Raw genomic sequence first — 17,671 nt, 5'->3', positions numbered from 1 at the left:
CGTTGAATTTTGTCACCGCACTTTTTCGCCTTATTTCAATAAATAAGCTCTTAACTGCGCAAAATCGTTTTCCATTTCATCGGATAACAACGGCAGTTTGTTGTGTTTATCCAACGCTTCCGGTAACGGCAACGTTAAATCCAGAATACGTTCGACGGACTCTTTAAATTTTGCCGGATGCGCAGTGCACAGGAATAAGCCGGTTTCGCCTGGTTGTAAATCCTGTTTTAACACTTCATAGGCCACAGCGCCATGCGGTTCGCATAAATAACCCAGTTGATTCATAGCGCGTAAGGTATCTTCTGTTTGTGCATCGGAAATTGCAGCCGAATGTAACTCGGTCAATGCCCAACCGTTACGTTTGAACAATTCTTCCACGCGAGGCCAGTTGTTCGGGCGAGAAACGTCCATGGCGTTGGAAAGGGTGGCGACGGTCGCATTTGGTGACCAGTTTCCGCTGTGTAAATAACGCGGCACAGTGTCGTTGGCGTTGGTGGCAGCGATAAAACGTTTAATCGGTAAGCCGAGGGTTTTAGCGATTAATCCGGCTGAGAGGTTGCCGAAGTTGCCGCTTGGCACGGAAACCACCAAGTTTTCACGTTGTTCTTTTGGTAATTGTGCCGCCGCTTCAAAGTAATAGCACACCTGCGCCAATAAACGGCTGATATTGATGGAGTTCGCCGAGTTTAAGCCGATGGCTTGGCGTAGTTCTGCATCATCAAAGGCTTGTTTTACTAAAGCTTGGCAAGCATCGAAATCGGCATTGATTGCGATGGTACGAATATTGCCGCCGAGGGTGCAGAATAATTTTTCTTGTAACGGGCTGATTTTGCCTTTCGGGTATAAAATCACCACCTCGATATTTTCTAAACCATAGAACGCATGGGCAACTGCCGCACCAGTGTCACCGGACGTTGCTGTGAGAATCGTGATTTTGCCGTCACCGCGTACGGTCGCAAGGGCTTGCGCCATAAAGCGTCCGCCGAAGTCTTTAAAGGCAAGGGTTGGGCCGTGGAACAATTCTAAGGCATAAATATTGTCTTCCACGTTGGCAACCGGTGCAGGGAAAGTGAAGGCGTTGCGTACCATTTGTTCAAGCTGTGCTTGAGGGATTTCCTCACCGATTAAGGCACCAAGAATTTTTTGGCTGCGTTCAACCAGTGGCAATGCCAACAGTTCATCGATATTGCTTAAGTGCGGTATGTTTTCAGGGAAAAATAAGCCCTGATCTTTGCCTAACCCTTGGCGTACGGCTTGGGCAAAATTAACCTGTTCTTCGAGGTGTTTGATGTTGTATAAATTCATGTGAAACCTGTTCTTTTGTTTGGCACCTTTAAGACAAAAGTGCGGTGATTTTTTCCGGTGTTTTAATCAAGCTCTCTTGCGCCGGCATTATCGACTTTGCAAATGTGCACAAAGCCTTCGTTGTTTTGTAAATAATGATTTTCAAGGTAAGTGGCAAGTTTGCCGGCAATATGCAAGTCCGGTGCGATGGAAAAGATTGTCGGACCGGAGCCTGAAATTCCGGTGGCTAACGCACCTAAATCACGCGTCGCTTGTTTCACTTCGGCAAAGTTAGGCAACAAGGCTTCGCGATAAGGTTCGGCAATGACGTCTTTCATCATCATGGCGGCTAAATTTTCCTGTTGTGTGTGGCAAGCATGCACGAAACCACCCAGATGACGACCATGTGCAATAACATCTTGACGCGTATAGCTTTTCGGTAAAATTGCTCGGGCTTCCGCAGTGGACACTTCAATCCCCGGGTACGCCAAGACCCAATACCAATGATCAAAAAACGGCAGGGTTTGGCAAATGTTGCCGAGCGATTGCACCATAAATTGCACGCCACCCAAGTAGCAAGGTGCCACATTGTCGTAATGAATGGAGCCGGAAATGCGTCCTTCCAATTCGCCCATCATTTCTAACAATTCCATTTTAGAAAAAGGTTCGTCATGGAATTTATTCAGCGCGACCAAGGCGGCAACAATAGAGCAGGCGCTAGAACCCAAGCCTGAGCCGATAGGCATATTTTTCTCTAAGGTTAAGCGCAGCGGTTTGACTTTTGTGTTACGTAGTTTGAGCTGTTCACTGAATAACACATAGGCTTGATAAACGATATTCTTTTGCGGCTCCTTTGGTAATTTACGCACAAAATAACCCGCACTTTCTAACTCGAAGCCGGCGGCGATAGGTTCGATTTGCACCACATCGCCTAATAATGAACCGTTAATCGGGGAAATTGCCGCACCTAAGGTATCAAAACCGACGCTGATATTGGCACTGGAGGCCGGCGCATAGACTCTTAGCATAACATTCTCCGTTTAGTGCTTTAAGGTTCTTAAAATATCGGCAAAAATGCCGGCAGCAGTGACAGCATTGCCTGCACCGTAACCGCGTAATAATAGCGGAATCGGTTGGTAATAACGAGTGTAAAATGCCAGCGCATTCTCACCGTTTTTTACTTTGTATAGCGGGTCATCTTTGCCTACGGCAATGATAGACACTTTGCATTTGCCGTTTTCAATTTGTCCAACATAACGTAAAACTTTTTCTTCCGCTTCGGCTTTTTCGACACGTGCAGCAAATTCGGCATCTAATTGTGGCAACATCGCCATAAATTCTTCAGTAGATTTTCCCTCGGCAAAACCTTTTGGAAGAACGCCTTCGACTTCGACATCTGACAACTCTAGTTCTAAGCCGCTTTCTCGAGCAAGAATTAACAATTTGCGGGCAACGTCCTGACCGGATAAGTCATCGCGTGGATCCGGTTCGGTGAAGCCTTTTTCGCGGGCAAGTGTGGTCGCTTGGGAAAGGCTTAAATCTTCTTCCAATTTGCCGAAAATAAAAGAAAGGGAACCGGATAAAATCCCGTCAAAACGTTCCACTTCATCGCCGGCGGCTAATAAGTTTTGTAAGTTTTCAATGACCGGTAAGCCTGCACCTACGTTGGTTTCGTATAAGAATTTACGTTGGTTTTTATGGGCCAGTTCGCGCAGTTTGTGGTAGTAAGTTAAGTCACGGGTATTGGCTTTTTTATTCGGAGTAACCACATGGAAACCTTCTGCCAATGCGCGTTCATACAAGCTGGCTAAAGATTCTGCCGATGTACAATCTACAAATACCGGGTTCACAACGTGATGTAATTTAATGAAAGATAACAACACGTCAAAATCAGATGGCTGAGTGGCATTTTCCAAATTGGTTTTCCAATGGTCTAAGTTTAAGCCGTTTTCATTCAGCAACATTTTATTGGAGTTGGCTAATGCACAGACACGGATTTCAATGTCCTTCTTTGCTAAATACTCTTTTTGGTGTTTGATTTGCTCGATTAATTCGCCGCCGACACCGCCGACGCCAACGAGAAATACTTCCACGATTTTTTTATTATTAAATAACGCTTGGTGGGTCGCTTTTACGGCTTCAATGGCTTTATTTTGTGGTACCACAGCGGAGATGGAACGCTCGGAAGAGCCTTGCGCAATGGCATTAATACTGATATTCGCTTGAGCTAAAGCTGAGAAGAAACGCGCGGCAATGCCTTTGGCTTTTCGCATACCGTCCCCAACCACAGAAATAATGGAGAGATCTTTAATCACATCAATTTTATCTAATTGGTGTGTAGCTAATTCTTGTGCAAATTCGTTTTCTAATACTTTTAATGCCACATCCACCGATTTAATCGGTACACAGAAACTGATGCTGTATTCGGAAGAGGATTGGGTAATTAAGATCACTGACACATTGGCTTGTGACATCGCAGAAAAGACACGCGCCGCCATACCAACCATGCCTTGCATGCCCGGGCCGGAGATGTTGAACATAGCAACATTATCTAAATTAGTGATACCTTTAACTTGCAACTCTTCGGATTTGATATTGCCGGCAATAATGGAACCCGGCGCAGTTGGATTGCCGGTATTTTTTATTAAGCATGGAATGTTCGGACGCATCAACGGGCCAATCGTGCGTGGGTGAATTACTTTAGCACCAAAATAAGAAAGCTCCATGGCTTCACGATAAGACAGGCTTGGCAATAAACGAGCATCCGGCACTAAACGTGGGTCACAGGTATAAACGCCGTCAACGTCTGTCCAAATTTCGCAGACGCTGGCACCTAAACAGGCGGCTAAACAAGCGGCGGAGTAGTCAGAACCATTACGGCCCAATAAAACCAATTCGCCTTTACTATTACAAGCTGTAAAGCCTGCCATTAACACTACACAATCTTTTTCAATAGCTTTGGCATTCACACGTTTGGTGGATTCTTCAATATCTACGGAGGATTCTAAATAACTGCCTTGCGCTAATAATTGCTTCACCGGATCGATCACATATACGCGATAACCGTTGGCTTCAAACCAGGCTTTCATCATCGCAATAGAGAGTTTTTCACCACGGCAATCAATGGTGGCTTTTACGGCGTCTTCCACTTTACCGGCTTCACGAATTTGTTCTAATAAAGAGGCAATTTGTTGGAATTCTTGATCAATCAGTTGTTTGGTGCCGGCAAGATCAAACTTATTGTTTTTGGCATGTAAGCCGTTAATGATGGTATAGAAAATATCTAATGCTTCGTTGAAATGGGAATCGGTAGGTTGGTTTAAACTAGCTTTTTCAGAGAGGGCGACAAGGTGATTGGTGATTTTAGCCGGTGCGGATAAAACACCTGCGGCTTGTTCTTCCAAATGAGCTTTTTCGATAAGCTCTGCCGCTTGTAAAAAACGTTCCGGGTTGGCTAATGATGTGCCGCCAAATTTTAATACGCGCATGATATTCTCCTGAGTATGATCTTTAAAATAGTTGCATAAAAAAACCCGCTTTATAGAGGAAGCGGGTTCATTAATCTTATTCTTAACGCACTAGCCCGCCCCATTAATCATCGTAATGGTAATCATGGTGGTTGACATAATAATAGTGCGGTTAAGTTGACGCATAATTTATTTTACATGGTGAAAAATTGGATATAGAAATACCGAAATTTCATATCCTTGTCAAACGGAAATCGGAGAATTTTGCATTATTTTCTAACTTTTTTAGTTGGTGTAAAATAAATCACCATTTTTATTACAAGGACGCCTTATGATTGTGCAAAATCTTGCTCATATTCGGGAACAAATTAAACAATGCGAATGCCATTCTGAGACTCAAAGTGCGGTCAAATTACTTGCCGTTTCTAAAACCAAACCGATTGAAGATATTTTAACCGCGTACGAAGCGGGTCAAAGGGCATTTGGCGAGAACTATGTGCAAGAGGGCGTTGAAAAGATTCAATTTTTCCAACAACAGCAGATTGAATTGGAATGGCATTTTATCGGGCCATTACAATCTAACAAAACCCGCTTAGTGGCGGAATATTTTGACTGGATGCAAACTCTTGAGCGTGCAAAAATCGCTGACCGTTTAAATGAGCAACGCCCACCGCACAAGGCACCATTAAATGTGCTAATTCAAGTTAATATCAGCAATGAAACCAGTAAATCCGGCGTACAACCCGATGATATTTTGCCTTTAGCAAAACACGTGGAAAATCTACCGCACTTACGTTTACGCGGTTTAATGGCGATTCCTGAACCTACTGATGATGTGGCGCAACAGGAACAAACGTTTCACCAAATGCGAACCTTGTTTGAAACCTTGCAACAGGCGCTGCCTCATGCCCAAATTGATACTTTATCCATGGGCATGACCGATGATATGCAAAGCGCCATTAAATGCGGTTCTACGATGGTGCGCGTAGGCACGGCGATTTTTGGCAAGCGAGTGTAATTTGCATAAAAGTGCGGTCGTTTTTGATCGCGTTTTTTATACCAATGTTTAGGGCTAGAAAAACGCCACTTTCAATAGAAAGTGGCGTTTTGTATGGGGTAGTTAATTATTTTGCTAAGACGTTTTGTAACGCTTGATAAATAATCTGCGCTTGTTTTCCGGAAAGTGCGGTTTTCTTTTCATCAGAAATAACTACCGCACTTTGTTTGCCGGCGGCGGCAAGTTGCATTTGGTAATCCCCTTTTTCTAATTCAGGAAGTTGTGTACCGATTCGCAACCATTCTTCCTGAGATAACGGTTTATAAGCCAATTCCCGAATGCCACGCGCGCCTTGTTCTTCGCTGATTTCAAATCCTAAGGTTGGTAATGCAGAAGCTAAACGGTGCCATGCTTTTTCAAACGGTGCATTTAAAACCAAAGCGATACGACCATTAGAATCCGTTGCAATGGCGGATTGAATTGGTGAGGATTGTACCCCTCTTAGTTCTTGCTGTTGTTTTTGATATGTGCTGTTAAGCTCTCCAACGAATTGATTTAATCGGTCAGAAGCATAACGTTGTTTATCCGCAAGGCTTGGTGTGAAAACCGTGCCATCGCGTTTCATTTGCAGCACTGAAACCATTAATGCATTGGCTTGTCGGGCATTCACTTCTTCAATTTGATAGCGTATTTGGGTATTTTTTAAGTCATCCACGCGCCCGGTCTCTGTCCAATCAGTCACTAATTTCTTACCTTCTAAGTGATAACCGATCTCTTGTTCTTTCAGTAAACGTTCAATTTGTTTTAAGTTATACACCTGTTTTTTATTGGATTCATAAACAATTAATGCACGTTCACCGTCAAATTGGGTGATAGAACCGTTGATAATGGCTAATGGAATTGATGGTGGGCGAATATCCACGTTTTCTGTTTTCGCAATTTTGACTTGAGGTAATTGATATTCTACGCTTTGTGTCGGTAAATTGACACCGCCACTGGCGAGTGGAGCGAAAAATGGCAATTCGGGATTTGATTTTTGGTAGTTATCGCCCGCTTGTTGCTTACTTTCATTGCTGGCAGAACAGGCACTTAATAGGGCAACCATTGCTGCAGTTAGTAACCATTTTTTCATAACATATCCTTTTGGCGTGTAATCAAGAGTGAGAAAGTCTGCTTTCGACAGAAGAGAAAGAGAAAAGTTCGGGATCTATGTGTAGATCCCGATATCAATTTAAAGTAGCCCGGCAAATTTTAAGGCTTCTAATACAGCCGGTTGGGCTTTTTCACTGAGTACTGTAAGAGGCAAACGAAGAGTAGGTTCTTGAATAAGTCTGAGCTTATAGCAGGCCCATTTCACGGGGATTGGGTTAGATTCGATAAAGAGATTTTTGTGTAACGGCATTAAACGTTGGTTAATTTTTTCGGCCTCTTCAAATTTACCTTCACGAGCTAAATGACACATTTTCGCCATCTCTGCAGGTGCGATGTTATTTGTGACTGAAATGACTCCTTCCGCACCCAGTTTCATTGCTTCCAAACTGGTCGCATCATCGCCACTTAATACAATGAAATCATTCCCGGCAAGTTGTTTGATTTTTTGCACTCGGGAAACATCACCGGTGGCTTCTTTAATACCCACGATATTTTTGATTTTAGCTAAACGGCCAACAGTTTCCGGTTGTAAATCGCTTCCGGTACGTCCTGGTACGTTATACAGGATTTGCGGAATATCGGTACATTCAGCAATGGCTTTAAAGTGTTGATACATGCCTTCTTGCGTAGGTTTGTTGTAATAAGGTACAACAGATAAACAACCGGAAATACCACTATTATTTAATAATTTTGTCATGGTAATGGCTTCGCTGGTGGCATTGGCGCCGGTACCGGCAATAACCGGGATTCTGCCGGCGGCAAACTCAACGGTCTTTAAGATGGCTTTTACATTTTCATCAATGCTGAGGGTGGCGGATTCACCGGTTGTCCCAACGGAAACAATCGCATCCGTGCCGGCATTAATGTGAAATTCAACCAGCTTTTTCAAATTTTCAAAATCCACTTCGCCATGGCTATCCATTGGTGTCACTAATGCAACGATGCTTCCCTGAAATAAAGGATGATTTGACATAAAAGCCTCCATTTTTTGTTATTGGATTCCGGTTTAAATAAGAAATTACATTGCCGGAAAAAGAGTTGTGTTTGCTTGCTAATAGTTGTTTAAGATCGCTAAAATACCCTGAATTTGCAAGAAATTTTTTATTTTTTTAAGAGGATTTTTTAAATGAATACATTAAAAGTCGGCGAAAACGCACCGCACTTTTCTTTACTGAATCAAAATGGCGAATTAGTTTCTTTGGAACAGTTTAAAGGTAAAAAAGTGTTGGTTTATTTTTACCCAAAAGCGTTAACCCCTGGCTGCTCGACACAAGCCTGCGGTTTACGGGATAGTAAATCAGAATTGGAAAACCTGGGCGTAGTGATTTTAGGAATCAGTCCGGATAGCCCGAAAAAATTGGCACAGTTTATTGAAAAGAAAGCGCTAAATTTCACATTGTTATCCGATGAAGAGCATCAAGTGGCTGAGCAATTTGGCGTGTGGGGAGAAAAGAAATTTATGGGGCGTACTTTTGATGGTATTCACCGTATCAGTTTTCTTGTTGATGAACAGGGTAAAATTGAACAGGTTTTTGATAAATTTAAAACCACAGATCATCATCAGGTGGTGTTGGATTATTTGAAAAAGTGATTTTTCATAACGTTAAAATAAAACGACCGCATAAAAGTGCGGTCGTTTTTTTAAGTGTTTTACCAACTATAGTTGAGTTTTACCCCAAATTGGTTTTGTTTCTCTTTGTTTTTACCTCGGGTATTGCCAGCATACATCGAGACTTTCCAAGGTTTATAACCAAAGCTGAGGTTTGCCTCATGGTAAGTATAATGACCAAATGTTTGCTCAAATTCTTGCTCATTAATACGTTGGCTATAAGATTTATTTCCTGTAGAAACGTAGTAAGTTGAGATCTCCGGCGTAATTTCCCAACCGTTGACGTTAAAGTGATAGCCTACTTTTACACCTGTGTGGTAGGTCGGCAACTTGATTACTGGGTTTTTCACAATAACGCCATTTAACTCGCCTTCGCTTGAACTGATTTGATGATAACGAACGCCGAGCATTGGTGTAATTTGCAGACCATTTATCATGACATCATAAGCCATATTAAGACCAACATTTACGATATTGCGATCAAATTTGTGCTCTCCATCAATTTTACTGCGCGACCAACCATAGCTTGTATCAATAGCCCAACTAAATTGATCAATTTGTTGTTTAGCGTATAGGGTTGCTAAGGAGAGGGTGTTTTTACCACTTAATGATGAAAACTCATTATTAGTTTGAGCGTGAGTTACCATCGCACCTAATACAACACCATTTGCCATTTCTGGTGTTTCAGCCCCTAACGCAACTTGATTACTTTTACTGTGGAAGTTTTTGTAATCATCAGAATGATATTTATGCTCGCTATTGTTATGAGAAAGCCACATACCGGAACGTTGAGTCAGAATTGTACGATCTAAACGTGAGGCTAACTCAAGATTAAGTGCGGTCAACATCGCTGTATCAGATAGCACAGCATTGGTATTTGCACTAATGATCTCTTTTTGTTTGTATGTTACCGGTTTTGTTGTTGCATTACGTTGGCGAGCTTCTTCCGCTAAACGAGCATCCTCTTTTTCTTTTGCGATACGTTCTGCTTCAAGACGAGCTTGTTCCTCTTTCTCTTTAGCAATACGTTCTGCTTCGAGACGAGCTTGTTCTTCTTTCTCTTTCGCAATGCGTTCCGCTTCGAGACGAGCTTGCTCTTCTTTTTCTTTCGCAATACGTTCTTCTTCAAGGCGCGCTTGCTCTTCTTTCTCTTTAGCAATGCGTTCCGCTTCGAGACGGGCTTGCTCTGCTTTTTCTTTCGCAATACGTTCCGCTTCAAGGCGCGCTTGTTCTGCTTTTTCTTTGGCGATGCGTTCTGCTTCGAGACGAGCTTGCTCTTCTTTCTCTTTCGCAATACGCTCCGCTTCAAGACGCGCTAATTCACGTTGGCGAGCTTCTTCCGCTAAACGAGCTTCCTCTTTTTCTTTCGCGATACGTTCCGCTTCAAGGCGTGCTTGTTCTGCTTTCTCTTTAGCAATGCGCTCCGCTTCTAAACGTGCCAATTCACGTTGACGAGCTTCTTCGGCTAAACGAACTTCTTCTTTTGCTTTCGCAATCCGTTCTGCTTCGAGACGAGCTTGTTCTGCTTTCTCTTTCGCAATACGCTCCGCTTCAAGACGCGCTAATTCACGTTGGCGAGCTTCTTCCGCTAAACGGGCTTCCTCTTTTTCTTTCGCGATACGTTCTGCTTCGAGACGAGCTTGTTCTGCTTTCTCTTTGGCAATACGCTCTGCTTCTAAACGTGCCAATTCACGTTGACGAGCTTCTTCCGCTAAACGAGCCTCTTCTTTTTCTTTCGCGATACGTTCTGCTTCAATTTTTTCGTTTTCTAACTTGGCATTGTAAAGACGGAAAATACCATCTTGTTCAATCAAACTATAAACGTAGGCACCAAGATCTACATGATTTCTAGCTAATGATACTTTTAATGCCGGATCTCTGGTTGCTTTAGATGCATCCAGTAAATCAAGTTTTTCATATTTAGCTTCGCCACCACTGTCTTTAACATCTAGCACAAAATTGCCGCTTGCCTGATTTGTTACAGTCACTTTATCGCCGCGTTGATTGGTAAGTGCAGAAGCATAATGAAATGTTCCTTCTCCGTTTAACGCATTAATTGTTAAGTGATTATAGACTGTAGGGTTTTCTTGGCTATTTAAGAAAATATGGCTTTTCTCTAAATTTAAGCGGGCAGTTTGGCTATCACCTGTCAGTGTCCAATTCGCATTTTCTGTCAATCTTACTAGGCTATTGCCTGTACCGTTAATTGTACCGAATAAATGTGCTTTACCTAAGATCAGTTGGGCATGGTCAGTGAGTTGGGTATTGCCACGGATTTCAGTTGCCGTAAAGCTATTTAACGCTTTGGCTGAAATAACCTCATTGCTACAAGTGACTTTTCCTGTGTAATCAGAGCGAATACAAACAGGATCACCGCTTTTATAGCCTAAATGTATTTGACCATTCTGACTTGCATTGAAGTTGGCATTAACTTGTGCAACGTTACGGCTACTATAAAAGACAGAATTATTGTTTACATTAATGTTGTTGGCATTAAAAGTGCGGTTAATCCATTCATCATCAAAGACGACATCTTTTCCTTTGTTACCATTTAAATAATCATTGGCGTGAGGAACAGGTCTGCCGGAGAACATCGCGATCCCCTGATTTAATGTGACGTCACCATTAAGTTGACTACCACCGGTAAACAGGAAAGTTGATTGGTTGTTTACGGCATTGATATTAACGTTCAATTTCCCGTTATGGAGAGCGGCATTTGTTTCGCCTAAATAACCATCGAAAGCATTAATCGTCACATCTTTTCGTTGTATTTCACGTTGGGTAACAATATTGATTGCTTCTTCACGATCCGTTGCTACGATTTCCCAATCGTCTGTACTACCTTGTCCAGGTTTACAAGGGAATGAAGCTTTCATATTGTCGTGCTTAGAGACAAAGTAACGATTTTCACATCCATTTTGCCAATGATATAAGTGATATCCTGCGGGGCGATTTGAATTATGAACTTCACGGATCGTAACTTGTTCCGGTAAAAATAAGTTTTGACCTGTTAGTGTAAGCGTTGATGCTTGATTCGCATTATGATTGACAATCATTGCACCTTCATCAACATTACGAATGCGCTTAAACGTTAAGTTATTGCCGTTAAGATCTAAACGACCACCGCGGAAACCAAAATAGATACGATCCGGATTGACTTGTTCGGCATCATTTAAAATAACCGTTGGGCGACCACTCACAATACCGACTTCTTTAAATGCCTGTTTATTGCCATTTTCGTCTGCTGTTTGGTTTAAAATCACGGTGCCGTCACCAACGCTGATTTTACCGTCATTTTTCCCGGTTCCATTAACATGCAATGTACCGCTGCCAATTTTAGATAAAATGTCGTTATTGCGAATTTGCCAATTAACTTGTTTTTCCTCAGCAACGGATATTCCTGCACCAGTCCATGTGGTGTTTGCATTTTTTCCGCTGACGGTATAATTTCCGTTAAAATAAAGCCCACCAGCGCCTTGATTGATGTCGCCTTGGAGTTTTAATAAACCATTATTTCCGTTTAAATAAGCGGTTTTACCATAGTTAAGTTGTTCTTCTGCTGTTTTTAAAGAAGCATCAATTAAATCAACGACTAAGGTTTTATTGTTATTTCTTGTACTACGAATCGTACTGGTTTTATCTGTTGCTTCCCAAATGAACTCTTCATTGTCATCAGCAGTAATTTGACCCGCAATATCTTCAGCATATCGCTGTTGGTTAAAATCATTGCGATAAATAATGTATTCTTGCCAAGTGGTGTTTGTATACCCGCCCCAATAGGTATAAGTGCCTAAAAAGACCCATTTATTTTGTTGCTTATCAAAGGTAAAAATCGGTGAGCCGCTGTCTCCTGGAACAGCATAGTTTGTTAGTGGTTTATCAAATAAGTTGCCGTATAAATCGAGGAAACCTTGTTTTTTAGGTTGTAAGTCATAGGATTGTCCACCGATGGCGTAGTTATAAGCGCCTTGTAATTCTTCACGGTCTTTATTGGCGCTTTCACGGAATTGTGTTCCTGCACCGACACGAAGAATATAAGGGAAACGTGCTGTATCCATGTAGGTATTCGGATCTGTTCCTGCTGTTGTCGTAGGCATTGGAACAACTTCAGTGACAAAACGGTGTAAGCGAGGCGAATGGTAGTCTTCATGACGACGATCGTATTTCCACCAAATATCTGGAGGACCGTCATTATTTCTGTCCACTAATCTGTAAGTGTCATCTGGAATGTCGCTATGACCGGTTTTTATACCAAAGCGAACATTTTTGTAACCGCTGTTATGTTTTACGCTTACGACATACTGCGGATCAACGAGAGTTGCGACACGCATTTGTACATCAACAGGGCTAAAGTCGATCATCGGTAAATTCGGTAAAAGGGTACCCAACGCATTGCCGTTTTTATCCCGGATTTCCACATTCGTTGCGCCGACATGGAATTTACCTTTATTTTCGGCAAAATCACGAAAGATTTGGTAATCCACATCGCTGCGTACAATGGCAGCAAAGGCGGATGGGTGTAATGCCAGAGCAATAGATGATGCAGTAAGAGTGCGACAAAGCGGTTTTAATAATTTTTTCATAAAAGCCTTAGATATAAGTTTAATAATGGTCGTTATACGTTTTTATATGAGAAAAATTTAGGGAGTTACATATAAAAGTGCGGTGCGTTTTACAAAACTTTTGAAAAACGCACCGCACTTTTTAGATTTTAAACGAATTAATGTGTGCTCGTACTGGTTGTTGTTCTGTTAGCACGTTTACGATCCGTTTCCGTTAATAATTTTTTACGGATGCGGATAGATTGCGGAGTAATTTCCACCAATTCGTCATCATCAATAAATTCAATGGCTTGTTCAAGGCTGAATTTAATTGGTGTGGTTAACGCAATGGCGTCATCCTTACCGGAAGCACGCATATTGGTGAGTTTTTTCCCTTGTAAACAGTTCACGGTTAAGTCGTTGGAACGGCTGTGAATACCGATAATTTGCCCTTCGTACACTTCGGCACCGTGATCGATCATCAGTTTACCACGCTCTTGCAAGCCCCATAAGGCATAAGCCAAGGCTTTACCGGTGGCATTGGAAATCAATACGCCATTTTTACGCTGACCGATTTCACCCGGTTTCACATCATCGTAATGACTGAAACTGGAGTAGAGCAATCCGGTACCGGAAGTCATGGTCATGAATTCATTACGGAAACCGATTAAGCCACGGCTTGGGATCACATATTCTAAACGTGTACGTCCTTTACCATCCGGCACCATGTCTTTCACTTCACCTTTGCGGATACCTAAGGCTTCCATTACCGCGCCTTGGTGTTGTTCTTCAATGTCGATGGTGACTTGTTCAAACGGTTCTTGTTTGTGTCCATCCACTTCTTTAAAGATGACTTTTGGGCGGGAGACGGCTAATTCGTAGCCTTCGCGGCGCATATTTTCGATTAACACGGATAAATGCAATTCACCACGGCCTGAAACGCGGAATTCATCCGGGTTTGGGGTTTCTTCCACACGTAATGCCACGTTATGTACAAGCTCTTTGTTTAAGCGTTCCAAAATCTGACGGGATGTTACATATTTGCCTTCTTTACCGCAGAATGGTGAGGTGTTAACACAGAAGAACATCGTCACGGTTGGTTCATCAACGCTTAATGCCGGCAAGGCTTCTACGTTGTTGATGTCGCAAATGGTATCAGAAATGTTGAGTTCGCCAAGGCCGGTAATCGCCACGATGTCGCCTGCGCTGGCAATGTCTTCTTCGTAGCGTTGTAATCCAAGGTGACCTAACACTTGCCCGATTTTACCGTTGCGGGCTTTTCCGAAACTGTCGATGATAGTCACGCTTTGGTTTGGTTTTACCGTACCACGTTTAATACGGCCAACACCGATAACACCCACATAGCTGTTGTAGTCTAATTGGGAAATTTGCATTTGGAACGGTGCGTTAAGTTCCACTTTTGGTGGTTCAACGTGTTTAACGATGGCTTCAAATAATGGGGTCATATCAGCAGCTAAATCGTCGTGTTCCAAGCCGGCAACTCCATTTAAGGCGGAGGCGTAAATAATCGGGAAGTCTAATTGTTCATCAGTGGCACCAAGGTTTACGAATAAATCGAACACTTGATCCACGACCCAGTCAGGGCGTGCGCCCGGGCGGTCAACTTTGTTGATGACCACGATCGGTTTTAAGCCGTGGGCAAACGCTTTTTGCGTTACGAAACGGGTTTGTGGCATCGGGCCGTCAAAGGCATCCACTACTAATAATACGCAGTCCACCATGGATAAGACGCGTTCTACTTCGCCGCCGAAGTCCGCGTGTCCCGGGGTGTCTACAATGTTAATACGGTAGCCGTTCCAATTGATGGCGGTATTTTTTGCCAAAATGGTAATGCCGCGTTCTTTTTCGATATCGTTAGAGTCCATAACGCGTTCATCCGCATCACCGCGGGTGGCATCGAAAGTACCGGATTGTTGTAATAATTTATCGACTAATGTGGTTTTGCCATGGTCAACGTGGGCAATGATTGCGATATTACGCAATTTGTTAATGTCTATTTGATCTGTCATTGAGAATTCTTAAGCCTAAACTAATAATAAAAAATAGGTGATTTTCTGACCGCACTTTTAGTGCCAAAAATGCGAAAGGCGCAGATTATACAACTTTTTATGAGGGTCTGCTATGAATAAATGGGAGAAAATTTGAACAATAAAAACGGTGGTTTAATGAAAAATAAAAAAGGCGTTTGATGAAGGAAATTCAAGTGAATAAATGAAATACTTTTATGAAATCAGGCTAGAATATGTTATTTTTATACGCATTCTTTTTCCCCATTTTATCTTAATTAACCCACGTTTTAGAGGATTTACTAGTATGTCTAACGCGATTGACAATGTGTTTAAACTCATTGAAGAAAATGACATCAAATTTGTGTTACTTCGTTTTACCGATATTCAAGGAAAAGAGCATGGTGTTTCTTTACCGGTGAGTTTGGTTGACGAGGATTTATTTGAAGACGGCAAAATGTTTGACGGTTCTTCCGTGGAAGGTTGGAAAGCGGTCAATAAAGCAGATATGCTTTTAATGCCGATTGCCGAAACTGCCGTAGTAGATCCTTTTGCACAAATCCCAACCCTTTCTTTGCGTTGTAGCATTTTTGAACCGACCACCATGCAAAGCTATGATCGTGACCCGCGTTCAATCGCACTTCGCGCAGAAAATTATATGCGTTCCACCGGTGTGGCAGATGAAGCTTTCTTCGGACCGGAACCGGAATTTTTCCTCTTTGATGATGTGCGTTTTGACGTATCGATGAATGGCAACACTTACCAAGTGGATGACGTTGAAGCGGCGTGGAACACCAACAAGCGTTATGAAAACGGCAATAATGCCTATCGCCCGCTGAAAAAAGGCGGCTATTGTGCGGTGGCACCGATTGATACGGCACATGATATTCGTTCCGAGATGTGTTTGTTAATGGAAGAAATGGGCTTGGTGATTGAAGCGCACCACCACGAAGTCGCTACTGCCGGACAAAATGAAATTGCCACTAAGTTCAATACGTTAACGTTGAAAGCGGATGAAACCCAAATTTATAAATATATCGTGCATAACGTGGCAAAAGAATACGGCAAAACCGCCTGTTTCATGCCGAAACCGATTACCGGTGATAACGGTTCGGGTATGCACTGTAATATGTCCTTGAGCAAAGACGGCAAAAATATTTTTCAAGGGGATAAATATGCGGGCCTTTCAGAGACCGCACTTTATTACATCGGCGGTATCATCAAACATGCGAAAGCGTTAAACGCCTTTACCAACCCGAGTACTAACTCTTATAAACGTTTGGTACCGGGCTTTGAAGCGCCGGTATTATTGGCATATTCCGCAAGCAATCGTTCGGCGTCCATTCGTATTCCTGCCGTGACCAGTCCGAAAGCCATTCGTGTGGAAGCCCGTTTCCCGGATCCGTTAGCTAACCCGTATTTAGCGTTTGCAGCGTTATTAATGGCGGGCTTGGATGGTGTGGTGAATAAAATTCATCCGGGCGATGCGATGGACAAAAACCTCTATGATTTACCACCGGAAGAATTGAAAGATATTCCTTCTGTCGCCGGTTCTTTAGAAGAAGCGTTAAACGCCTTAGAAAACGATTTTGAATTCTTAACACAAGGCAATGTGTTTACCAAAGAATTTGTACAGGCATTTATTAGCGTAAAACGAAAAGAAGTGACACGTTTAAACATGACACCGCATCCGGTGGAATTTGAAATGTATTACTAATAGCGAGAGCAAAGAAAAGGCGGTTTGATACCGCCTTTATTTTTACTTAAAAAGTGCGGTCAAAAAAACGAATGAATTTTTGACCGCACTTAGGTTATTTAGAGTTTCATGCCTAATCGTTTACGCATTTTTGTATTCAGCACTTCCACAAAGACAGAGAAGCCCATAGCGAAGTAAATATAAGCTTTCGGTACATGGAAACCGAAGCTTTCGATAATCAACGTGATACCGATAAGAATCAAAAAGGCGAGTGCTAGAATTTTGAACATCGGGTGGCTTTCTACAAAATCGCCAATCGGTTTCGCAGCGAACATCATCATGCCGACGGCAATAATAATTGCTGTGACCATAATTTCAATTTGATTGACCATGCCCACCGCCGTAATCACAGAATCCAGTGAGAACACGATATCAAGCAAGGCAATTTGAATTAGCACACCGATAAAACTCACTTTTTTGCTGATTTCATGGTGTTCTTCTTCTGTATGCGGTGTCATGGCTTCACGAATTTCATTGGTGCTTTTAACAATTAAGAACAAACCGCCAAAAAACAGAATTAAATCTCGGCCGGAAACACCTTTACCAAAGAGCTCAAACAGAGGCTCTGTCAGGTGCATCATCCAAGAAAGGGTCAATAGAAGTAAAATTCGAGTCCCCATGGCAAGGCTTAAGCCGATAATACGTCCCGGTTGTCGTTGTTTGTGAGGCAACTTGGCAACGAGAATGCTGATTAAAATAATATTGTCGATACCCAACACAATTTCCAGAGCAGTGAGGGTAAATAAGGCGACTAACGCCTCAGGGCTTAATAGCCATTCAAACATAATGTTTCCTTAAAGTACAAATGGGTGCGCGATCATATAGCTTTGACGATGAA

11 protein-coding genes are annotated in these 17,671 nt (G+C 42.5%); 3 read left to right on the top strand and 8 right to left on the bottom strand.

The genetic code is table 11. From position 1 onward, the window contains the following. Positions 1–30: 30 nt before the first annotated feature. The 3 genes from thrC to thrA all read right to left on the bottom strand — a co-directional run bounded on the left by thrC (position 31) and on the right by thrA (position 4,772). Complete coding sequence (thrC, locus tag AC30SH_RS06960) at positions 31–1,305, bottom strand: threonine synthase (protein ID WP_314886018.1); 1,275 nt, start codon at positions 1,303–1,305, stop codon at positions 31–33. 62 nt (positions 1,306–1,367) lie between these two features. Further along, positions 1,368–2,312 (bottom strand): homoserine kinase, encoded by a 945-nt coding sequence (thrB, locus tag AC30SH_RS06955; protein WP_006717206.1) that lies wholly within the window; start codon positions 2,310–2,312, stop codon positions 1,368–1,370. 12 nt (positions 2,313–2,324) lie between these two features. Next, positions 2,325–4,772, bottom strand: coding sequence for a bifunctional aspartate kinase/homoserine dehydrogenase I (gene thrA / locus AC30SH_RS06950; protein ID WP_489582294.1), 2,448 nt, complete (start codon positions 4,770–4,772; stop codon positions 2,325–2,327). Between the two features lie 310 nt (positions 4,773–5,082). Here thrA and AC30SH_RS06945 point away from each other — a divergent pair, with 310 nt between their 5' ends. Continuing rightward, positions 5,083–5,769, top strand: coding sequence for a YggS family pyridoxal phosphate-dependent enzyme (locus tag AC30SH_RS06945; RefSeq protein ID WP_489582293.1), 687 nt, complete (start codon positions 5,083–5,085; stop codon positions 5,767–5,769). Between the two features lie 106 nt (positions 5,770–5,875). Here the strand turns inward: AC30SH_RS06945 and bamC are convergent, their stop codons facing one another. Next, entirely contained in the window at positions 5,876–6,880 is a 1,005-nt protein-coding gene (gene bamC / locus AC30SH_RS06940) for an NlpB/DapX family lipoprotein (RefSeq protein ID WP_212510430.1), read from the bottom strand. Positions 6,881–6,979: 99 nt separating this feature from the next. Further along, the gene (gene dapA / locus AC30SH_RS06935) at positions 6,980–7,873 is read right to left on the bottom strand and encodes a 4-hydroxy-tetrahydrodipicolinate synthase (RefSeq protein WP_212510431.1); all 894 of its coding nucleotides are present in this window, start codon (positions 7,871–7,873) and stop codon (positions 6,980–6,982) included. 153 nt (positions 7,874–8,026) lie between these two features. On the opposite strand from dapA, the gene bcp reads away from it, so the two are divergent. Next, positions 8,027–8,491 carry a thioredoxin-dependent thiol peroxidase gene (bcp, locus tag AC30SH_RS06930; protein WP_212510432.1) on the top strand — a complete coding sequence of 155 codons (465 nt, stop codon included), beginning with the start codon at positions 8,027–8,029 and terminating at the stop codon, positions 8,489–8,491. A gap of 59 nt (positions 8,492–8,550) precedes the next feature. On the opposite strand, the gene AC30SH_RS06925 is transcribed toward bcp, so the two are convergent. Together AC30SH_RS06925 and typA are read right to left on the bottom strand one after the other, a co-directional pair. Next, complete coding sequence (locus AC30SH_RS06925) at positions 8,551–13,092, bottom strand: S6 family peptidase (protein ID WP_489582292.1); 4,542 nt, start codon at positions 13,090–13,092, stop codon at positions 8,551–8,553. A gap of 137 nt (positions 13,093–13,229) precedes the next feature. Further along, positions 13,230–15,080 carry a translational GTPase TypA gene (gene typA / locus AC30SH_RS06920; RefSeq protein ID WP_212510434.1) on the bottom strand — a complete coding sequence of 617 codons (1,851 nt, stop codon included), beginning with the start codon at positions 15,078–15,080 and terminating at the stop codon, positions 13,230–13,232. A 304-nt stretch (positions 15,081–15,384) separates the two neighbouring features. Here typA and glnA point away from each other — a divergent pair, with 304 nt between their 5' ends. After that, complete coding sequence (glnA, locus tag AC30SH_RS06915; protein ID WP_212510435.1) at positions 15,385–16,794, top strand: glutamate--ammonia ligase; 1,410 nt, start codon at positions 15,385–15,387, stop codon at positions 16,792–16,794. A 98-nt stretch (positions 16,795–16,892) separates the two neighbouring features. On the opposite strand, the gene AC30SH_RS06910 is transcribed toward glnA, so the two are convergent. Beyond that, positions 16,893–17,618 (bottom strand): TerC family protein, encoded by a 726-nt coding sequence (locus tag AC30SH_RS06910; RefSeq protein ID WP_212510436.1) that lies wholly within the window; start codon positions 17,616–17,618, stop codon positions 16,893–16,895. Between the last annotated feature and the right edge of the window lie 53 nt (positions 17,619–17,671).

The organism is Aggregatibacter sp. HK296, from assembly GCF_980469475.1.
The sequence above is the reverse complement of the archived record's forward strand: the minus strand, read 5'-3'. Positions and strand labels throughout refer to the sequence as shown.